The organism is Streptomyces sp. NPDC054794 (assembly GCF_053611585.1).
In genome coordinates, this window is the sequence record NZ_JBSHAQ010000002.1 from 42765 (window position 1) to 61495 (window position 18731).

Sequence of the window (18731 nt, forward strand, 5' to 3'; positions counted from 1 at the left end):
GCCCCTCTGTCGGCTCGCTCGGCGAAACGCTAGCCGCGTGCGGTGACCTTGTCCTCCGTCTCTTCCGTCTCCTCCGTGTCCGCTGAGTTCTCCGTGTCGACTGAGTTCTGGTTCGACTCCCCCGCGACCGGGGCCGACTCGCCCTCGCTCAGTCCGAAGCGCTCGTGGAAGCGGCGCAGCGGGGCCGGGGCCCACCAGGTGGCGCGGCCGGTGAGGCGCATGATCGCCGGGACGAGCAGGCTGCGGACGACCATCGCGTCCATCACGACGGCCAGCGCGATGCCCAGGCCGAGCATCTTGGTGTTGGTCACGCGCGAGGTGCCGATCGCGACCATCACCACGGCCAGGATGACCGCCGCGGCGGTGATCAGCCCGCCCGTGCGCTGAAGCCCGTGGCGCACCGCCTCGTTGTGGTCGCCCGTGCGGTCGTACTCCTCCTTGATGCGGGAGAGCAGGAACACGCCGTAGTCCATGGAGAGGCCGAAGGCCACGCAGAACATCAGGACGGGCAGGGTCGTCTCGATGGAACCGGGGCTGGTGAAGCCGAGCGCGCCGGAGAGATGGCCGTCCTGGAAGACCCAGACCACCGCGCCGAACATCGCCGTCAGGCTGAGCGCGTTGAGCACCACCGCCTGCAGGGGTATCAGCACGCTGCCCGTCAGCAGGAAGACCAGGAACAGGGTGACGATCGCGATGAACGCGCCCGCCCACGGCAGGCGTTCGCCGATCGCATGCTTGGAGTCGACCAGGACGGCGGCGGTGCCGGTCACCTTGGTGTCGAACGGGGTCTTCAGATCCCGCAGGTCGCCCACCAGTCGCTGCGCCCCGTCGTCGACGGCCTCGCCCCTGGGCACCACGGTGAAGTAGGCCGCGTCGCCCTTGACCAGCGGGCCGTCGACCCGCGCCACCTCGGGCAGGGCGGCCACCTTCTGCTTGTACGCGCCGTACTGCGCCTCGGTGGCCTTGCCCTCGGCCAGGACTTCGAGGCCGCCGCCGGGACTGCCCGGGAAGCCGTCCCGGATGTGCTGCTGCACGACGTGGGACTCGGCCCCCGTGGGCAGCTGGCGGTCGTCCGCGGTGCCGAACTTCACCCCGAGGAAGGGCAGCCCGAGGATGATCAGGAGGGCCGTGGTGCCGATGGCGAAGAAGGGGGCGCGACGCATCACCAGCGTCGCCGTGCGCGCCCAGGCCGTGCCCTCCTCGCCGGAGGCCTTCGGCTCGCGCCCGCGGCGGAACAGGCGGCGCAGGTCGAGTGCGTTCACCCGGTGGCCGAGCAGCATCAGTGCCGCCGGGAGCAGGATCAGGGCGGCCGCGGCGGCCAGCAGCACCACCGCTATGCCCGCGTAGGCGAAGGAGCGCAGGAAGTACTGCGGGAAGAGCAGCATCGCCGCCAGGGACACCGCGACCGTGAGGGCCGAGAAGAGCACCGTACGGCCGGCCGTGCGCAGGGTGGTGCCGACGGCCGTCAACGGCTCGGCGCCGGTGGACAGTTCCTCACGGAAGCGGCGGACGATGATCAGGGCGTAGTCGATGGCGAGGCCCAGGCCGAGGGCCGTGGTGAGGTTCAGCGCGAAGACGGAGACGTCGGTGAGCTCGGTCAGGCCGCGCAGCACCGCGTTCGTGCCGAGGATGGCGACGATGCCGATGCCCAGCGGCAGCAGGGCGGCGATCGCGCTGCCGAAGACCATGACCAGCAGGACCAGGGTGATCGGCAGGGCGATCACCTCGGCCCGGGTCAGGTCCTCCTTGATGATCGTCTGCATCTCGTGCCGCACGGCGACGATGCCGCCGACCTTGACCCGCACCGGCCCGTGCGTGCCCCGGAAGGAGGGCGCGATGCGGTCCAGGGTCTCGCCCATCGTCTTCTCGTCGCCCGTGATGCGGGCGGCTATCAGCGCCTCGTGCCCGTCCGTGGCGCGCAGGGCCGGAGCCGACGAAGGATCGGCCTGCCAGTAGGAGCCGACGCCCGTGACGCCCTTCTCCTCGGACAGGCGCGCGACGAGGCGCTTGGCTTGGGCGGCGACCGCCGGATCGTCGACCGAGGCGCGGCCCGAGTCGACGAGGAGCAGGAGGTTGGGCTGGGAGTCGGGGAACTCGCGCTCCAGCGCCTTGGTCGCGTACGTGGACTCGGCGGCCGGGTCCTCCCAGCCGCCGCTGCCCAGTCGGTCGGCGACTCCGCTGCCCGCCAGCACCGCGAGCACGGTGAGGACGAGGGCCGCGAGCAGCGACAACCGGGGCCGGGCGGTCACGAGGCGAGTCCAGCCGCCGACCCGGGGCGGCTCGTCCCCGGTCCGCGGTGGCTTGTTGACTTCGGTCATCGTGGGGTGTCCCCTTCACCGTGACCTGTGCCTCCGTGCGCACACGGCTGCAGGGGTCGGCCATAGCCATAGACTGGCAAACACGAGAGATCGCTCGCGTTTCTCCAGAATGCGAGCGACCACTCGCGTTTGTCAATCGCGTCCGGAGAGCTGGGGACAACCACGTGCCCGACACCGAGAAGCCCGCGAGCCCGGGCAAGGAACAGCCGCGCCGCCGGCAGGCCCGGGGCGAGCGGCGCATCGCCCAGTTGCTGGAGGCGGCCGCCTCGGTCTTCTGCACGAGCGGCTACAGCGCCGCCAGCACCAACGCCATCGCCCGCGAGGCGGGCGTCTCGCCGGGCACGCTCTACCAGTTCTTCCCGAACAAGGAAGCGATCGCGATAGAGCTGGGCGACCAGCTCATGCACCGGATGCGCGAGACGTACGGCGAGGCGCTCGCGCCGGTCGACCCCGCCACACCGCTGGCGGAGGCCGTCGCCGCCGCCGTCGACCGCTTCATCGCCTTCAACACCGAGCACCCGGTGTTCTTCACGCTGATGCACGGCACCGACATCCCCGGCCGGATCGCCGAGGAACACGACGCCCTGCACTCGACCCTGGTCGGCCGCATCGAGGGACTGCTCTCCTCGCTCCTCCCCGACACGCCCCAGGAGGTCGTCACGCGCACCGCGCACGTCTGCCTCGGCATCTACAAGGCGGGCCTGGAACTCGTCCTCACCCACGAGGGCGCCGAGCGCGAGGCGTACATCCAAGAAGTGAAGAACGTCCTGATCCGCTACCTGGAACCGCTGGTCGGCGACCGCCTGGGCCGCGCCTGACCGCCAGAGCACGCGGCGCGCCCCGCAGTACGGCCCGGATCCTCTTGGGAAATACCCCCTAGGGGTATAGTGTGAGAAGTGCGGGCCCCACCGTGGGTCGCACCGGCACCACACGCCTCGACGAGGAGCAACGACATGACCGCACAGACCGAAACCCCGGGCTCCGTCACCACCGTCTACAAGGTGAGCGGGATGAGCTGTGGACACTGCGAGGGCTCCGTCTCCGGCGAGATCTCCCAGATCCCCGGCGTGAGCTCCGTGACGGCCGTGGCATCCAGCGGTGAGGTCACCGTCGTCTCCGCCGCCCCGCTCGACGAGGAGGCCGTCCGCGGCGCCGTCGACGAGGCCGGCTTCGACCTCGTCGGCCAGGCCTGAGACGCGTCGTCCCAGGTCTGAGACGCGGCGCCCAGGCCCGAGAAAGGCCCGCACAGCACGTCCCGCACCTGTTCTCCGACCGGGCCGCACCGACCAGCTCATACTGGCTCCGTACGGCCCGGTCCGTTGTCTGGAGTCCGGACATGACCAGCACCACCGCCCAGCCACCGATACAAGCCCAGACCCCCGACACCTCCGAGGTCGAGCTGCTCATCGGCGGGATGACCTGCGCCTCCTGCGCGGCCCGCGTCGAGAGGAAGCTCAACCGGATGGACGGCGTCACCGCCTCGGTGAACTACGCGACGGAGAAGGCCAAGGTCAGTTACCCCCAGGGGGTACAGGTCGCCGATCTGATCGCCACCGTGGAGAAGACGGGATACACGGCCGAGGAACCCCCGCCGCCGGAGCCCGAGACGTCGGCCGCCGCACAGACCCCGCAGGACCCCGAGCTCACCGCGCTGCGCCACCGGCTGGTCGTCTCCGCCCTCCTCGCCGCCCCGGTCGTCCTGCTCGCGATGGTCCCGTCCCTCCAGTTCGACTACTGGCAGTGGCTCTCGCTGACCCTCGCCGCCCCGGTCGTCGTCTGGGGCGGCCTACCCTTCCACCGGGCCGCCTGGACGAACCTGCGGCACGGCGCGGCCACCATGGACACCCTCGTCTCGGTCGGCACGCTGGCCGCGTTCGGCTGGTCCCTGTGGGCACTGTTCTTCGGCGACGCGGGCATGCCGGGCATGCACGACGAGTTCCGGTTCACGGTCTCCCGCATGGACGGCGCGTCCACGATCTACCTCGAAGTCGCCGCCGGCGTGGTCGCGCTGATCCTGCTCGGCCGCTATCTGGAGGCCCGCTCCAAGCGGCGCGCGGGAGCGGCGCTGCGGGCGCTGATGGAGCTGGGCGCCAAGGACGTCGCCGTACTGCGCGACAGCCGTGAGGTGCGCGTGCCGGTGACCTCCCTGGCCGTCGGCGACCGGTTCGTCGTACGGCCCGGCGAGAAGATCGCCACCGACGGCGTCGTGGTCGAGGGCGTCTCCGCGGTCGACGCCTCCATGCTGACCGGCGAGTCGGTGCCGGTGGACGTGAGCGCCGGCGCCACGGTGACGGGCGCGACGGTGAACGCCGGGGGCCGGCTGGTCGTCGAGGCCACCCGGGTCGGCGCGGACACCCAGCTGGCCAGGATGGCGATGCTGGTGGAGGACGCGCAGAACGGCAAGGCCGAGGTGCAGCGGCTGGCCGACCGGATCTCGGCCGTGTTCGTACCGGCCGTCATCCTGATCGCGCTCGGCACCTTCGGCGCCTGGCTGGCCGTCACCGGCGACACCGGCGCCGCCTTCACCGCCGCCGTCGCCGTCCTGATCATCGCCTGCCCGTGCGCGCTCGGCCTCGCGACGCCGACGGCGCTGATGGTCGGCACCGGGCGCGGGGCGCAGCTCGGCATCCTGATCAAGGGCCCGGAGGTCCTGGAGTCCACCCGTCGCGTCGACACGGTCGTCCTGGACAAGACCGGCACGGTCACCACCGGCCGGATGATCCTCCAGGAGGTGTACGCCGCCGAGGGCACCGACGAGAAGGAGGTGCTGCGGCTCGCCGGCGCCCTGGAGCACGCCTCCGAGCACCCGGTCGCCCGCGCGGTCGCGGCCGGCGCCGAGGCGCGGACCGGCACGCTGCCGGACGTCGAGCACTTCGAGAACGTCCCCGGGCGTGGCGTACGCGGCCGCGTGGCAGGCCACGAGGTGGCCGTGGGGCGCCTCTTCGACGGGCTTCCGGAGGAGTTGGCCCGCACCAAGGAAGAGGTCGAGAGGAACGGTCGTACGGCCGTCGTGGCCGGCTGGGACGGCATGGCACGCGGTGTCCTCGCCGTGGCCGACGCGGTCAAGGAGACCAGCGCCGAGGCGGTGCGCGACCTGCGCGCGCTGGGACTCACGCCGGTGCTGCTGACCGGGGACAACCGGGCGGTGGCCGAGGCCGTGGCCCACGCCGTGGGCATCGACGAGGTGATCGCCGAGGTGCTGCCCGAGGACAAGGTCGACGTCGTACGGCGACTGCAGGACCAGGGCCGGACCGTCGCCATGGTGGGTGACGGCGTCAACGACGCGGCCGCGCTCGCCACCGCCGATCTGGGTCTCGCGATGGGTACCGGCACGGACGCGGCGATCGAGGCGGGCGACCTGACCCTGGTGCGCGGCGACCTGCGGGTGGCGGCGGACGCCATCCGGCTGTCGCGGCGGACGCTGACCACGATCAAGGGCAACCTGGTGTGGGCTTTTGGATACAACGTGGCCGCGCTGCCGCTGGCCGCCGCGGGGCTGCTGAACCCGATGATCGCGGGGGCCGCGATGGCGTTCTCGTCGGTGTTCGTGGTGACGAACAGCCTTCGGCTGCGCAGCTTCCGCTGAGGCCGCCCGAGGTTACCGACAGTTCGTCGAAGCCGAAGTAAGAGTCCCCCTAGAGTCCAACGCGCGCCTCACATAAGCTCTTCACAAGGCTCGCGCATCATCCTTACGCTTGAGCTCCGATCGTCGTATCGGGGCTCTTGCGCATCTATCGGACATATGCAAGAGACGCAGATCACAGTGATGTGAACGTAACCATCGAAGGGGTTCGAAGGTCTAAGTTGACGGTGTCAGACAGCGTCTTGGGGGAGGCTGACTGGCATCTGAGGATGTCTTGGGGGACTTCCTCGGAGTTGCGTTGCCGGGGCGCGTACATCGGGAAGCTTTGAGCGGCCCTCCCGATCCGTGCGGGTCCCGGCAGATCGCACCGCATCACTGGAGCACGACCCGAGTACGGCGAGTTTTGCTCGTTGTGCTCACAACAGCGATTCAGGCGCTGTCCTCGCAAGCGCCCGGCCGGATCCCGTGGGGGGAATCCGCACCGGGACATGGGAAGGCGCCCTGGACGTCGGCCCGTGGGGGGACCGGCGCCAGGGCGCCTTCTGTTTTGTTTATGGGCTCGGTTCGCCTCCGGGGCGCCAAAGCCTGTGTCGAGAACGCGAGCGCACGGAGGCCCGAAGGGCTGAGCACGGTCGCGTTCTCGACACAGGCGCGCCCCTTCGGCTCACTCGCCGGGTTGGCCGCGGTGGCCGTACAAGAATTAGGCGGAGCCTTTGGCTCAGCGCTCCTCGACCGGAATGAAGTCGCGCTCGACGACGCCCGTGTAGATCTGGCGCGGGCGGCCGATACGGGAGCCCGGCTCCTTGATCATCTCGTGCCACTGGGCGATCCAGCCCGGGAGGCGGCCGAGGGCGAACAGGACCGTGAACATCTCGGTCGGGAAGCCCATGGCGCGGTAGATCAGGCCGGTGTAGAAGTCGACGTTCGGGTAGAGGCTGCGCGAGACGAAGTAGTCGTCGGAGAGCGCGTGCTCCTCCAGCTTCAGCGCGATGTCCAGCAGCTCGTCGGACTTGCCGAGGGCCGAGAGGACGTCGTGCGCGGCGGCCTTGATGATCTTGGCGCGCGGGTCGAAGTTCTTGTAGACCCGGTGGCCGAAGCCCATCAGACGGACGCCGTCCTCCTTGTTCTTCACCTTGCGGATGAAGGAGTCGACGTCGCCGCCGGAGTCGCGGATGCCCTCCAGCATCTCCAGCACGGACTGGTTGGCGCCGCCGTGCAGCGGGCCCCACAGCGCGTTGATGCCGGCCGAGATCGAGGCGAACATGTTGGCCTGCGACGAACCGACCAGGCGGACCGTCGAGGTCGAGCAGTTCTGCTCGTGGTCGGCGTGCAGGATCAGCAGCTTGTCGAGCGCGGCGACCACGGTCGGGTCGAGGTCGTACTCCTGCGCCGGGACCGAGAAGGTCATGCGGAGGAAGTTCTCCACGTAACCGAGGTCGTTGCGCGGGTAGACGAACGGGTGACCGATCGACTTCTTGTACGCGTAGGCAGCGATCGTCGGAAGCTTGGCGAGCAGGCGGATCGTCGAGAGGTTGCGCTGCTTCTCGTCGAACGGGTTGTGGCTGTCCTGGTAGAAGGTCGACAGCGCCGAGACGACCGAGGACAGCATCGCCATCGGGTGGGCGTCGCGCGGGAAGCCCTTGTAGAAGTTCTTGACGTCCTCGTGCAGCAAGGTGTGCTGCGTGATGTCGTTCTTGAAGACGGTGAGCTCGTCGATGGTCGGCAGCTCACCGTTGATCAGCAGGTAGGCCACCTCCAGGAACGTGGAGCGCTCGGCCAGCTGCTCGATCGGGTAGCCGCGGTACCGGAGGATGCCCGCCTCGCCGTCGAGGTAGGTGATCGCGGATTTGTAGGCGGCCGTGTTGCCGTACCCGCTGTCCAGAGTCACCAGACCGGTCTGGGCGCGGAGCTTCCCGATGTCGAAGCCCTTGTCGCCGACGGTGCTGTCGATCACCGGGTAGGTGTACTCGCCGTCGCCGTACCGCAGTACTACAGAGTTGTCGCTCACGTCTTCCCTCACCGACGTAGTGCCTCATCTTCGAGGTGCCCTGACTGTCTCTACCATCCCCCATTTGGCTCAGGAGAGTGCACTCGGGGTCGACCATTGGGCCTATTGGCGGCACTCAGTGCCGCCAACCTGCTCATCCTGCCCGGTTGTTTCCCCAACTGGAAGGTCTCTGTGACCTTCACGACTCATTTGATCGATCATTTTTTGCGATGCGGGAGTCGAGGCCGAGGTCAGCGGCCGTCCAGGCGGAAATCGAGGGCCGTACAACGGCGTCCCGCCGACACCGTGCGCACCGCCTGACCGATCGCCTTGCGTGAACCCACGAGGACAACCAGCTTCTTGGCGCGGGTCACGGCGGTGTACAGCAGGTTCCGCTGGAGCATCATCCAGGCGCCCGTGGTGACCGGGATCACCACGGCAGGATATTCACTTCCCTGCGAGCGGTGGATGGTCACCGCGTACGCATGCGCCAATTCATCCAGTTCGTCGAATTCGTACGGAACCTCCTCGTCCTCGTCCGTCAGCACCGTGAGGCGCTGGTCGACCGGGTCGAGCGAGGTCACCACGCCCACGGTGCCGTTGAAGACACCGTTGCTGCCCTTCTCGTAATTGTTGCGAATCTGGGTGACCTTGTCGCCGACGCGGAAGACCCGGCCGCCGAACCGCTTCTCGGCGAGGTCGGGGCGACCGGGCGTGATGGCCTGCTGGAGCAGGCCGTTCAGGGTCCCGGCACCGGCGGGGCCGCGGTGCATGGGCGCCAATACCTGTACGTCCCGGCGCGGGTCGAGACCGAATTTGGCCGGAATCCGACGGGCGGCGACGTCCACGGTGAGCCGCCCAGCCGCCTCCGTGTCGTCCTCGACGAAGAGGAAGAAGTCCTTCATCCCGTCGGTGACCGGATGCTGCCCGGAGTTGATCCGGTGCGCGTTCGTCACCACGCCCGACTCCTGGGCCTGGCGGAAGACCCTGGTGAGGCGGACGGCCGGGATCGGGCCGCCGTCGGCCAGCAGGTCCCGCAGCACCTCGCCGGCGCCGACGCTGGGCAGCTGGTCCACGTCCCCCACGAACAGCAGATGACCGCCCGGCGGCACCGCCTTCACCAGCTTGTTGGCGAGCAGCAGGTCCAGCATCGAGGCCTCGTCGACGACCACCAGGTCGGCATCGAGCGGGCGGTCCTTGTCGTACGCCGCGTCGCCGCCCGGCTTCAGCTCCAGCAGCCGGTGGACGGTGGAGGCCTCGGCCCCGGTGAGCTCGGCCAGCCGCTTGGCGGCCCGTCCGGTGGGCGCGGCCAGCACGACCCGGGCCTTCTTCGCGCGGGCCAGCTCCACGATCGAGCGGACGGTGAAGGACTTGCCGCAGCCCGGCCCGCCGGTCAGCACGGCCACCTTCTCGGTGAGCGCCAGCCGGACGGCGGCCTCCTGCTCGGGGGCGAGCTCGGCGCCGGTACGCCCCTTGAGCCAGGACAGGGCCTTGTCCCAGGCCACGTCCCGGAAGCCGGGCATCCGGTCCTGGTCGGTGCGCAGCAGCCGCAGCAGCTGGGCCGAGAGGGAGAGCTCCGCGCGGTGGAAGGGGACGAGATAGATGGCCGTGACCGGCTCCCCGCCGTCGGGTCCGGGCACCTTCTCCCGTACGACACCCGGATCCGCGCCCTCCTCCGGCGGCTCGGCCAGCTCGGCGAGGCACTCGATGACCAGGCCGGTGTCCACCTGGAGGAGCTTCACCGCGTCCGCGATCAGCCGGTCCTCGGGCAGGAAGCAGTGGCCCTGGTCGGTGGACTGCGACAGCGCGTACTGCAGCCCCGCCTTCACCCGCTCCGGGCTGTCGTGCGGGATGCCGACGGACTGGGCGATCTTGTCGGCGGTGAGGAAGCCGATGCCCCACACGTCGGCGGCCAGCCGGTAGGGCTGGTTCTTGACGACCGAGATCGAGGCGTCGCCGTACTTCTTGTAGATGCGCACGGCGATGGACGTCGACACCTCGACGGTCTGGAGGAAGAGCATGACCTCCTTGATCGCCTTCTGCTCCTCCCAGGCGTCGGCGATCTTCCTGGTCCGCTTGGGGCCGAGCCCCGGGACCTCGATGAGCCGCTTGGGCTCCTCCTCGATGATCCGCAGGGTGTCCAGGCCGAAGTGCTGCGTGATGCGGTCGGCGAAGACCGGCCCGATGCCCTTGACCAGCCCGGAGCCGAGGTAGCGTCGGATGCCCTGGACGGTGGCCGGCAGGACGGTCGTGTAGTTCTCCACCGTGAACTGCTTGCCGTACTGCGGGTGGGAGCCCCAGCGGCCCTCCATGCGCAGGGACTCGCCGACCTGCGCGCCGAGCAGCGCGCCGACGACCGTGAGGAGATCGCCGCCGCCCCGGCCGGTGTCGACCCGGGCGACCGTGTAGCCGTTCTCCTCGTTGGCGTACGTGATCCGCTCCAGCACGCCTTCGAGCACGGCAAGCCGACGCTCCGCGGTCCCCGCGTCATTGGACATGATCCGACCGTACCGCCAGGGTCCGACAGCGGTGGGGCACGTCGGCGGCGGGGGTCCGCTGCCGGGCCGCGATACGGCAACCTGACAAGGGTCGGCGGGCGGGCGGTCCGGGCGACCGCCGCCTCAAGTCAACTCTCAGGGGAGCCATTTCATGGACGACTACGACCTCCTGGTCGTGGGATCGGCCAACGCCGACCTGGTGATCGGCGTCGAACGGCGCCCGGGCGCCGGGGAGACGGTGCTCGGCGGCGACCTCGCCGTGCACCCGGGCGGCAAGGGCGCCAACCAGGCGGTCGCGGCCGCCCGGCTCGGGGCCCGTACGGCCCTGCTGGCCCGGGTCGGCGACGACGCGCACGGCCGGCTGCTGCTCGACGCACAGCGGGCGGCCGGGGTCGACACGGCGGGCGTGCTGGTGGGCGGGGCGCCGACCGGGGTCGCGCTGATCACGGTGGACCCCTCCGGTGACAACAGCATCGTGGTGTCACCGGGTGCGAACGGCCGGTTGACGCCCGGGGACGTACGGGCCGCGGCCGGCCTGTTCCGCGCCTCCCGGGTGGTCTCGGCGCAGTTGGAGATCCCGCTGGAGACGGTCGTGGAGGTCGTGCGCGCTCTGGCCCCGGGCAGCCGCTTCGTACTGAACCCCTCCCCGCCTCGCCCGCTGCCCCCACAGGTGCTGGCGGCCTGCGACCCGCTGATCGTGAACGAGCACGAGGCGAGGGCCGTCCTGGACGGGTCCGGGGTGGGCGAGGAGCCCGAGGACTGGGCGCGGTCGCTGCTCGCGCGGGGCCCGCGGTCGGTGGTCGTGACGCTCGGCGCACGGGGAGCGCTGGTCGCCTCCGCGGAGGGCATGACACGGGTGCCGTCCCTGCCGGTGGCCGCCGTGGACACCACCGGCGCGGGCGACGCGTTCACCGCGGCGCTCGCCTGGCGGCTCGGGACGGGCGCCACCCTCGCGGAGGCGGCGGGCCATGCGGTCCGGGTCGGGGCGGCGGCCGTGACGAAGCGGGGGGCGCAGGAGTCGTTCCCGACGGCTGCGGAGGTTGACGCACTGGGGGCGGTGGCTGAGGTCGAGGCGCTGTGACGGGGTGAGCTTCGGGGCCGCACTCCGGCCATCGAGAACCGTGCCGCACACCGGCCGCAAAAGCTTCGAGGGGACCCGGTCCGTCGACCAGGTCCCCTCGGCTCTTCCCCTCCGTATCAGAACCCCCGCGATCCCCCCGGATCCCCCTCCAGAAGTTCTGATGCCAGGTACGACCCACCATCCGCGGGAAGGGTTGCACGGGATTCCGAAGATTTTTTCAGGCGGCCGCGACCCTGTGCAGGCGGTCCAGCAGGGCCAGGTCCTCCGGTGTCAGACGCAGTGCCCCGGCAGCCACGTTCTCCTCCAGGTGGGCGGGGTCGCCGGTGCCGGGGATGGGCAGCACGTGAGGGCCTCGGTGCAGGGTCCAGGCCAGCCGGATCTGTGCCGGGCTCGCCCCGTGGGCGCGGGCGACGGAGCTCAGCTCCTCGGAGTCGGGGGCGTTGCGCGCCCCGGCGGTCCGGCCGGGCCCGGCCAGGGAGTAGAACGGGACGAAGGCGATGCCCAGGTCGCCGCAGTCGCGCACGAGGTCGTCGTACTCGGGCCGCACGCCCAGGCCGTACATGTTCTGCACGCACACCACGGGCGCGATGGCCCGCGCCTCCGCCAGCTGGTCGGGGGTGACGTTGGAGAGGCCGAGGTGGCGGACGAGGCCGGCCGCGCGCAGCTCGGCCAGGGTGCCGAAGCGCTCGGCGATCGAGTCGGCGCCGACGACGCGCAGGTTCACCAGGTCGAGGTGGTCCCGGCCGAGCTGACGCAGGTTCTCCTCGACCTGGCCGCGCAGCTCGCCGGGGGTGGCGTCGGGGAGCCACTGGCCGGAGGGGTCGCGGCCGGGGCCGACCTTGGTGGCGATGAAGAGGTCATCGGGGTAGGGGGCCAAGGCCCGGTTGATCAGCTCGTTGGCGGAGCGCAGGGCGGAGAAGTAGAAGGCGGCGGTGTCGATGTGGTTCACCCCGAGGTCGACCGCCCGGCGCAGCACGCCGAGCGACTGGTCGCGGTCGCTCGGCGCGGCGCCCGCGGCGAACGCCTCGCCGTCCTGTGTCAGCCGCATCGCGCCGAACCCGATCCGGTTGACCCACTGGTGGCCGAGCCGCCAACTGCCCGCCGTCGCAGCGGTGATCGTCTGTTCCGTCATGGTGCAAGGGTGTCCGGGGCGTAGGCTCGCCGCCATCGATTCGGGTATGGGTGAATCCGAGGGCGGACATGGAGACCGAACTGGCCTTCTCGGCTGCCGATCTGGCGCGGCTGCGGTTCGCGGTCTCGCCGATGTGGGAGATCGGCACCAGCTTCAAGCTGCTGTCCTCCGGCCGCGCGCACCCCGTGCACCGTCCCTGGACCGAGCAGGTGCGGCCCCGGGTGGCGGCGGCCGGCCTCGACCGAGGCTGGCTGACCGAACTCGTCCCACTCTCCGGTTACGTCCCGGACTTCCTCAACCCGACACTGGCCGGCCCCGCCCCCGCGCTGACCGACGAACTGACCGCCGTGGGGGCGACCCCCGCCGACCGGGTGCGCCAGGACCTCGAACGCCTGGAGCGCGAACAGGGGCGCCTCGGCCCCCGGCTGCGCGCCCTGCACGCCGATCCGCCCGCCCGCCTCCCCCGTCTGACGGAAGAGATCGCGGCCTACTGGGAGCTGGCGCTCGCCCCCTACTGGGCGCGGATACGGTCCGTGCTGGACGCCGACGTACGGCACCGGGCCCGCCAGGCCGCCGAGCACGGCACCGCGCACACCCTCAACGACCTGCACGAAACGGCGCGTTGGGACCAAGACCGGTTGCGGTTGCGGCAACGGCGTCGGGGCGGGTCGCGGGCCGTCACGGGCGCCGGGCTGGTGCTGATCCCCTCGGCCTTCAGCGGCCCCGGCCTGCTCACCCGGGTGGCGCCGCCGGATCCGCCCCAGCTCGCCTATCCGGCGCGCGGCACGGGCGCGTTGTGGGAGTCGCGGCCCGTCACCGGCACCGGCGCCCTGGCCGCCGTACTCGGCCGCTCTCGCACCCGCCTGCTGGCCGAGCTGGACGCCCCGGCCTCCACCACCGAACTCGCCCGCCGCACCGGTCTCTCCCCCGCCGGTGTCTCCCAGAACCTCACCGCCCTGCGCGACGCGGGCCTGGTCAGCGCGCACCGGGCGGGCCGCGCCGTGCTCTACGCCCGCACCGGGGTGGCGGACGCCCTGCTGGCCGCGTCCGCCTAGGCCCCCGCGGGTTCGTGTCCCTCGCCCGCTCGGCGGACGACGTGCTCCACGAACCGCGCCGCCGTCTGCGCCAGCACCTCCCTGCCGTCCCGTTCCCACAACTCCTCGTTGAACAGCTCGACTTCGACGGAGCCGGTGTATCCGGCCGCCGCCACGTACCCCGTCCACTCCCGCAGGTCGATGGCGCCGTCGCCGATCTGTGCGCGGCCGTTGAGTATGCCCGCCGGCAGGGGGGTGGTCCAGTCCGCGAGTTGGAAGGAGTGGATGCGGCCGCCCGCGCCCGCCCGCGCGATCTGCGCAGGGGCGGTGTCGTCCCACCAGATGTGGTACGTGTCCACGGTCACGCCGACCTGGTCGGCGGGGAAGCGCTCGGCGAGGTCGAGGGCCTGGGCGAGGGTGGAGACCACGCAGCGGTCGGCGGCGTACATGGGGTGCAGGGGCTCGACGGCCAGCCGCACCCCGTGCTCGCGTGCGTACGGCCCCAGTTCGGCCAGCGCCTCCGCGATCCGCTCCCGGGCCGCGCGCAGGTCCTTCGACCCGGCCGGCAGGCCGCCGGAGACCAGCACCAGGGTGTCCGTGCCGAGCGCGGCCGCCTCGTCGACGGCCCGGCGGTTGTCGGCCAGGGCCGCCGCGCGGGCGTCGGGGTCGATCGCCGTGAGGAATCCCCCGCGGCACAGGGTCGTCACCGTCAGGCCGGCGTCGCGGACCAGTTCGGCCGTGGCCTCGACCCCGTACTCGCGGACCGGCTCCCGCCACAGCCCCACCTGGCTCACGCCCAACCCACGGCAGGCGTCGACCAGTTCGGGCAGCGACAGCTGCCTCACCGTCATCTGGTTGACGGAGAAGCGCTCCAGGCCGGTGGTGGCCGCGTTCACTGGGTCACCCCGTACAGGGACAGCAGGGTCTTCATGCGCTCCTCAGCGAGCTTCGGGTCCGGGAACAGGCCGAGTCCGTCGGCGAGTTCGTAGGCGCGGGCGAGGTGTGGGAGGGAGCGGGCCGACTGGAGGCCGCCGACCATCGTGAAGTGCGTCTGGTGGCCCGCGAGCCAGGCCAGGAGGACGACGCCCGTCTTGTAGAAGCGGGTCGGGGCCTGGAAGAGGTGCCGGGACAACGCGACGGTGGGGTCGAGGAGTTCGCGGAAGCCCGCCGTGTCGCCAGTGTCCAGGACGCGGACCGCCCGCGCCGCCGGCGGCCCCAGCGGGTCGAAGACGCCTAGCAGCGCGTGGCTGAAGCCCTGCTCGTCGCCCGCGATCAGCTCGGGATAGTGGAAGTCGTCCCCCGTGTAGCAGCGCACGCCCTGCGGCAGTCGGCGGCGCAGGTCGATCTCCCGCGCGGCGTCCAGGAGGGAGATCTTCACGCCGTCGACCTTGTCGGGGTGCGCGGCGACGACCTCCAGGAAGGTGCCGGTGGCCGTGTCGAGGTCGGACGAGCCCCAGTAGCCCGCCAGCACCGGGTCGAACATCGGGCCGAGCCAGTGCAGGATCACGGGCTCGGATGCCTGGCGAAGGAGGTGCCCGTAGACGTCGAGGTAGTCCTCGGCGCCCCGGGCCGTGGCGGCCAGCGCGCGGGAGGCCATCAGGACGGCCCGCGCGCCCGCCTCCTCGACGAGCGCGAGCTGCTCCTCGTAGGCGGCCCGGATGTCGGCGAGGGATCCGCCGGTGATCTGGTCGGTGCCGACGCCGCAGGCGATCCGGCCGCCGACCGCCCTCGCCTCGGCCGCCGACCGCCGGATCAGCTCGGCCGCGCCCGCCCAGTCCAGCCCCGTCCCGCGCTGGGCGGTGTCCATCGCCTCGGCGACCCCGAGCCCGTGGGACCACAGATGGCGGCGGAAGGCGAGGGTGGCGTCCCAGTCGAGGGCGGCGGGCGAGTCCGGGGAAACGTCGGCGAAGGGGTCGGCGACGACATGAGCCGCCGCGAAGACCGTACGGGAGGTGAAGGGGGTGCCCGGTGCGGTCGCGAGCGGCTCGGTGCGCGGTGCGTAGGTGCGCAACCCGCCGTGCTCGTCGGGGAGTCGGACGGTCACGGCGCGATCTCCGGTACCTCGATGCGGCGACCCTCGGCCGAGGACCTCAGGCCCAGCTCGGCGAGCTGGACGCCGCGGGCGCCGGCGAGCAGGTCCCAGTGGTAGGGGGCGCCGGCGTAGACGTGTTTGAGGAACAGCTCCCACTGGGCCTTGAAGCCGTTGTCGAACTCGGCGTTGTCCGGCACCTCCTGCCACTGGTCGCGGAAGGCCTCGGTGGCCGGGACGTCGGGGTTCCAGACGGGCCTGGGGGTGGCGGAGCGGTGCTGGACGCGACACCCGCGCAGGCCCGCGACCGCCGAGCCCTCGGTCCCGTCGACCTGGAACTCGACCAGTTCGTCGCGGTCGACCCGGACCGCCCAGGAGGAGTTGATCTGGGCGACGGCGCCGCCCTCCAGCTCGAAGATGCCGTAGGCGGCGTCGTCGGCCGTCGCGTCGTAGGGCTTGCCCCGCTCGTCCCAGCGCTGCGGGATGTGGGTGGCGGCGAGGGCCTGGACGGAGGTGACCCGGCCGAACAGCTCGTGCAGGACATACTCCCAGTGCGGGAACATGTCGAGGACGATGCCGCCGCCGTCCTCGGCGCGGTAGTTCCAGGAGGGGCGCTGGGCGGGCTGCCAGTCGCCCTCGAAGACCCAGTAGCCGAACTCGCCGCGGACGGACAGGATCCGCCCGAAGAAGCCGCCGTCGACGAGCCGCTTCAGCTTCAGCAGTCCCGGCAGGAACAGCTTGTCCTGGACGACGCCGTGCCGGACGCCCTTGCGGCGGGCCAGGCGGGCGAGGTCCAGCGCGCCCGCCAGTCCGGTGGCGGTGGGCTTCTCGGTGTAGATGTGCTTGCCCGCGGCGACGGCCTTCCTGATCGCCTCCTCGCGGGCGGAGGTGACCTGGGCGTCGAAGTAGATGTCCACGGTCGGGTCGGCGAGCACCGCCGCCACGTCCGTGGACACGTGCTCCAGCCCGTGCCGCTCGGCGATCTCGCGCAGGGCGTGCTCCCGGCGGCCGACCAGCACCGGCTCCGGCCAGAGCACGGTGCCGTCGCCGAGGTCGAGGCCGCCCTGGTCGCGCAGGGCGAGGATCGAGCGGACGAGGTGCTGGCGGTAGCCCATCCGCCCGGTCACGCCGTTCATGGCGATACGCACCGTCTTGCGTGTCACGGCATTCCCCTCTCTGGCGTGCGACGCCTGGATTGCCCGGTCTTCCCCGATGTCCCCGGTCTTGCGGACGACGAGTCACGCAGCAAGCGCTTTCTAGCCAGGCAAACTAGCCTCGGATCCGTGACCCGGACAAGGCCGTGTCCACATCGAGTTGTTCGAGGGGGCGAACAACGAGGGTCGAGGGCCGTAAGGTTCGCTCGAACTGCACCTACCGAGGCCGTGCAACCGAGACCTGTGCGCGGCCTGTGTAAGACGTCGTACGCCGCACGTGGACGTACGACGAGAAGCGCGACCAAAGGACGACGAGATGACGGTGACCCTGGCGGACGTGGCGGCCCGCGCCCAGGTCTCGCCCGCGACGGTGTCGCGCGTGCTGAACGGCAACTACCCGGTGGCCGCCTCCACGCGCGAGCGGGTGCTGCGGGCGGTGGACGAACTCGACTACGTCCTCAACGGCCCGGCGAGCGCGCTGGCCGCGGCGACCTCGGACCTCGTCGGCATCCTCGTCAACGACATCGCGGACCCCTTCTTCGGCATCATGGCCAGCGCGATCCAGGGCGAGATCGGCGGCCCCGGCGGGCGCGCGGGGGGCGAGCGGCTGGCCGTCGTCTGCAACACCGGGGGCTCGCCGGAGCGCGAGCTGACCTATCTGACCCTGCTCCAGCGGCAGCGGGCCGCGGCGGTGGTGCTGACCGGCGGGGCCGTGGAGGACGCCCCGCACGCGGCGGCGGTGGCGGCCAAGCTCCGCAAGCTGACGGAGGCGGGTACGCGGGTCGTGCTCTGCGGACGCCCACCGGCCCCCGACACCCAGGCCGTCGCCCTCACCTTCGACAACCGCGGCGGCGCCCGGCAGTTGACCGAGCACCTCATCGGCCTGGGCCACCGGCGCCTCGGCTACATCGCGGGCCCCGAGGAGCGGACCACGACCCGGCACCGGCTGGAGGGACACCGGGCCGCCCTGGAGGCCGCGGGCATAGCCGAGGACCCACGCTGGACGGTGCACGGCCGCTACGACCGGCGCTCCGGCTACGAGGCGACGCTGGAACTGCTGCGCAGGGACCCGTCCCTGACCGCGGTGGTCGCCGCGAACGACTCCGTCGCCCTGGGCGCGTGCGCGGCCCTGCGGGACTCCGGCCTGCGCATCCCCGACGACGTCTCCGTCGCCGGCTTCGACGACCTACCGTTCAGCGTCGACACGGTGCCGTCCCTGACGACGGTGCGCCTCCCGCTGTCCGAGGCCGGGGCCCGCGCCGGCCGCATCGCGATGGGCCGCGAGCAACCGCCGCCCGGGGGGATCGCGACGGTGCGCGGGGAACTGATGGTGCGGGGGTCCTCGGGCGGGCCCCGGAAGTAGCGGGCCCCGGAAGCAGGCGCGTACCGAGCCCGAGCGAGGACGAGGCCGTCATCGGCGTGTTCCTTCAGTCCCTCACCGAGTCCGTCGACTGCGCGGACTGCGGTGCCGTCGCCCGGTGGCACGGCGTCCACGTGCTGCTCGACGACGACACGCTGCGGTGGGACACCGAGGTCGCCTGCCCGGAGTGCGGGGCGGCGATGGTCGTGTGCGGCAGGCGGATACCGGGCGAGGTGCGGGAGCGGATGCTGGCCGCGCAGGGGAGGGCGGTGCTGCGGCTGGGGGCCTCTCCGGTCGACCGGAGGGCCGTCCTGCGGGTGCTCCGGAAGACCCTCGGGCTCGGGTTGGCCGAGGTCAAAGGGGTGCTGGAGCAGGTGCTTGGCGGGGAGTACGGCGGGACCCGGCCCGAGACGGAGCTGCTCGCGCGGCGGCTGCGGGCCGCGGGCGTCGACGCCGTCGCGGACGACCGGGTGTCCCAGCCCCACGACGCCGAAGACACCCACGACACCCGCTGACGCCGACGGCACCCCACGGCACCCACCGCACCCACCGCAC

General features: G+C 71.6%; 14 protein-coding genes. 7 read left to right on the forward strand and 7 right to left on the reverse strand.

Translation table 11 applies throughout. The annotated features are described in order from the left end of the window. Window positions 1–29: 29 nt before the first annotated feature. Window positions 30–2318 carry an MMPL family transporter gene (locus ACWGKT_RS02300; RefSeq protein ID WP_453272130.1) on the reverse strand — a complete coding sequence of 763 codons (2289 nt, stop codon included), beginning with the start codon at window positions 2316–2318 and terminating at the stop codon, window positions 30–32. Window positions 2319–2482: 164 nt separating this feature from the next. On the opposite strand from ACWGKT_RS02300, the gene ACWGKT_RS02305 reads away from it, so the two are divergent. The 3 genes from ACWGKT_RS02305 to ACWGKT_RS02315 all read left to right on the forward strand — a co-directional run bounded on the left by ACWGKT_RS02305 (window position 2483) and on the right by ACWGKT_RS02315 (window position 5904). Beyond that, window positions 2483–3136: a TetR/AcrR family transcriptional regulator gene (locus ACWGKT_RS02305; RefSeq protein WP_453272131.1), complete on the forward strand. Its 654-nt coding sequence runs from the start codon at window positions 2483–2485 to the stop codon at window positions 3134–3136. Window positions 3137–3271: 135 nt separating this feature from the next. Continuing rightward, a complete protein-coding gene (locus tag ACWGKT_RS02310) occupies window positions 3272–3511 on the forward strand; it encodes a heavy-metal-associated domain-containing protein (protein ID WP_235458367.1) in 240 nt (79 codons plus the stop codon). A gap of 143 nt (window positions 3512–3654) precedes the next feature. Further along, entirely contained in the window at window positions 3655–5904 is a 2250-nt protein-coding gene (locus ACWGKT_RS02315) for a heavy metal translocating P-type ATPase (protein ID WP_453272132.1), read from the forward strand. Window positions 5905–6619: 715 nt separating this feature from the next. On the opposite strand, the gene ACWGKT_RS02320 is transcribed toward ACWGKT_RS02315, so the two are convergent. Beyond that, the gene (locus ACWGKT_RS02320; protein WP_356148544.1) at window positions 6620–7909 is read right to left on the reverse strand and encodes a citrate synthase; all 1290 of its coding nucleotides are present in this window, start codon (window positions 7907–7909) and stop codon (window positions 6620–6622) included. Between the two features lie 230 nt (window positions 7910–8139). Next, a complete protein-coding gene (recD2, locus tag ACWGKT_RS02325; RefSeq protein ID WP_453272133.1) occupies window positions 8140–10386 on the reverse strand; it encodes an SF1B family DNA helicase RecD2 in 2247 nt (748 codons plus the stop codon). Window positions 10387–10537: 151 nt separating this feature from the next. Here recD2 and ACWGKT_RS02330 point away from each other — a divergent pair, with 151 nt between their 5' ends. Next, on the forward strand, window positions 10538–11467 hold the full coding sequence (locus ACWGKT_RS02330) for a ribokinase (RefSeq protein ID WP_453272134.1): 930 nt from the start codon (window positions 10538–10540) through the stop codon (window positions 11465–11467). Window positions 11468–11684: 217 nt separating this feature from the next. On the opposite strand, the gene ACWGKT_RS02335 is transcribed toward ACWGKT_RS02330, so the two are convergent. Next, complete coding sequence (locus ACWGKT_RS02335; protein ID WP_453272135.1) at window positions 11685–12599, reverse strand: oxidoreductase; 915 nt, start codon at window positions 12597–12599, stop codon at window positions 11685–11687. 68 nt (window positions 12600–12667) lie between these two features. Here ACWGKT_RS02335 and ACWGKT_RS02340 point away from each other — a divergent pair, with 68 nt between their 5' ends. Continuing rightward, a complete protein-coding gene (locus tag ACWGKT_RS02340; protein ID WP_453272136.1) occupies window positions 12668–13654 on the forward strand; it encodes a DUF5937 family protein in 987 nt (328 codons plus the stop codon). On the opposite strand, the gene ACWGKT_RS02345 is transcribed toward ACWGKT_RS02340, so the two are convergent. The 3 genes from ACWGKT_RS02345 to ACWGKT_RS02355 are packed head-to-tail and all read right to left on the reverse strand — an operon-like array spanning window position 13651 to window position 16825. After that, a complete protein-coding gene (locus tag ACWGKT_RS02345) occupies window positions 13651–14484 on the reverse strand; it encodes a sugar phosphate isomerase/epimerase family protein (RefSeq protein ID WP_453272313.1) in 834 nt (277 codons plus the stop codon). The two genes, ACWGKT_RS02340 and ACWGKT_RS02345, sit on opposite strands and share 4 nt — an antisense overlap. Before the next feature lie 41 nt (window positions 14485–14525). Next, complete coding sequence (locus ACWGKT_RS02350) at window positions 14526–15677, reverse strand: dihydrodipicolinate synthase family protein (protein WP_356148559.1); 1152 nt, start codon at window positions 15675–15677, stop codon at window positions 14526–14528. Then, complete coding sequence (locus ACWGKT_RS02355) at window positions 15674–16825, reverse strand: Gfo/Idh/MocA family protein (protein ID WP_453272137.1); 1152 nt, start codon at window positions 16823–16825, stop codon at window positions 15674–15676. The genes ACWGKT_RS02350 and ACWGKT_RS02355 overlap by 4 nt, the downstream gene beginning before the upstream one ends. A gap of 307 nt (window positions 16826–17132) precedes the next feature. On the opposite strand from ACWGKT_RS02355, the gene ACWGKT_RS02360 reads away from it, so the two are divergent. Next, entirely contained in the window at window positions 17133–18179 is a 1047-nt protein-coding gene (locus tag ACWGKT_RS02360; protein ID WP_453272138.1) for a LacI family DNA-binding transcriptional regulator, read from the forward strand. Between the two features lie 56 nt (window positions 18180–18235). Then, the gene (locus ACWGKT_RS02365; protein ID WP_453272139.1) at window positions 18236–18691 is read left to right on the forward strand and encodes a hypothetical protein; all 456 of its coding nucleotides are present in this window, start codon (window positions 18236–18238) and stop codon (window positions 18689–18691) included. The last annotated feature ends 40 nt before the right edge of the window (window positions 18692–18731 follow it).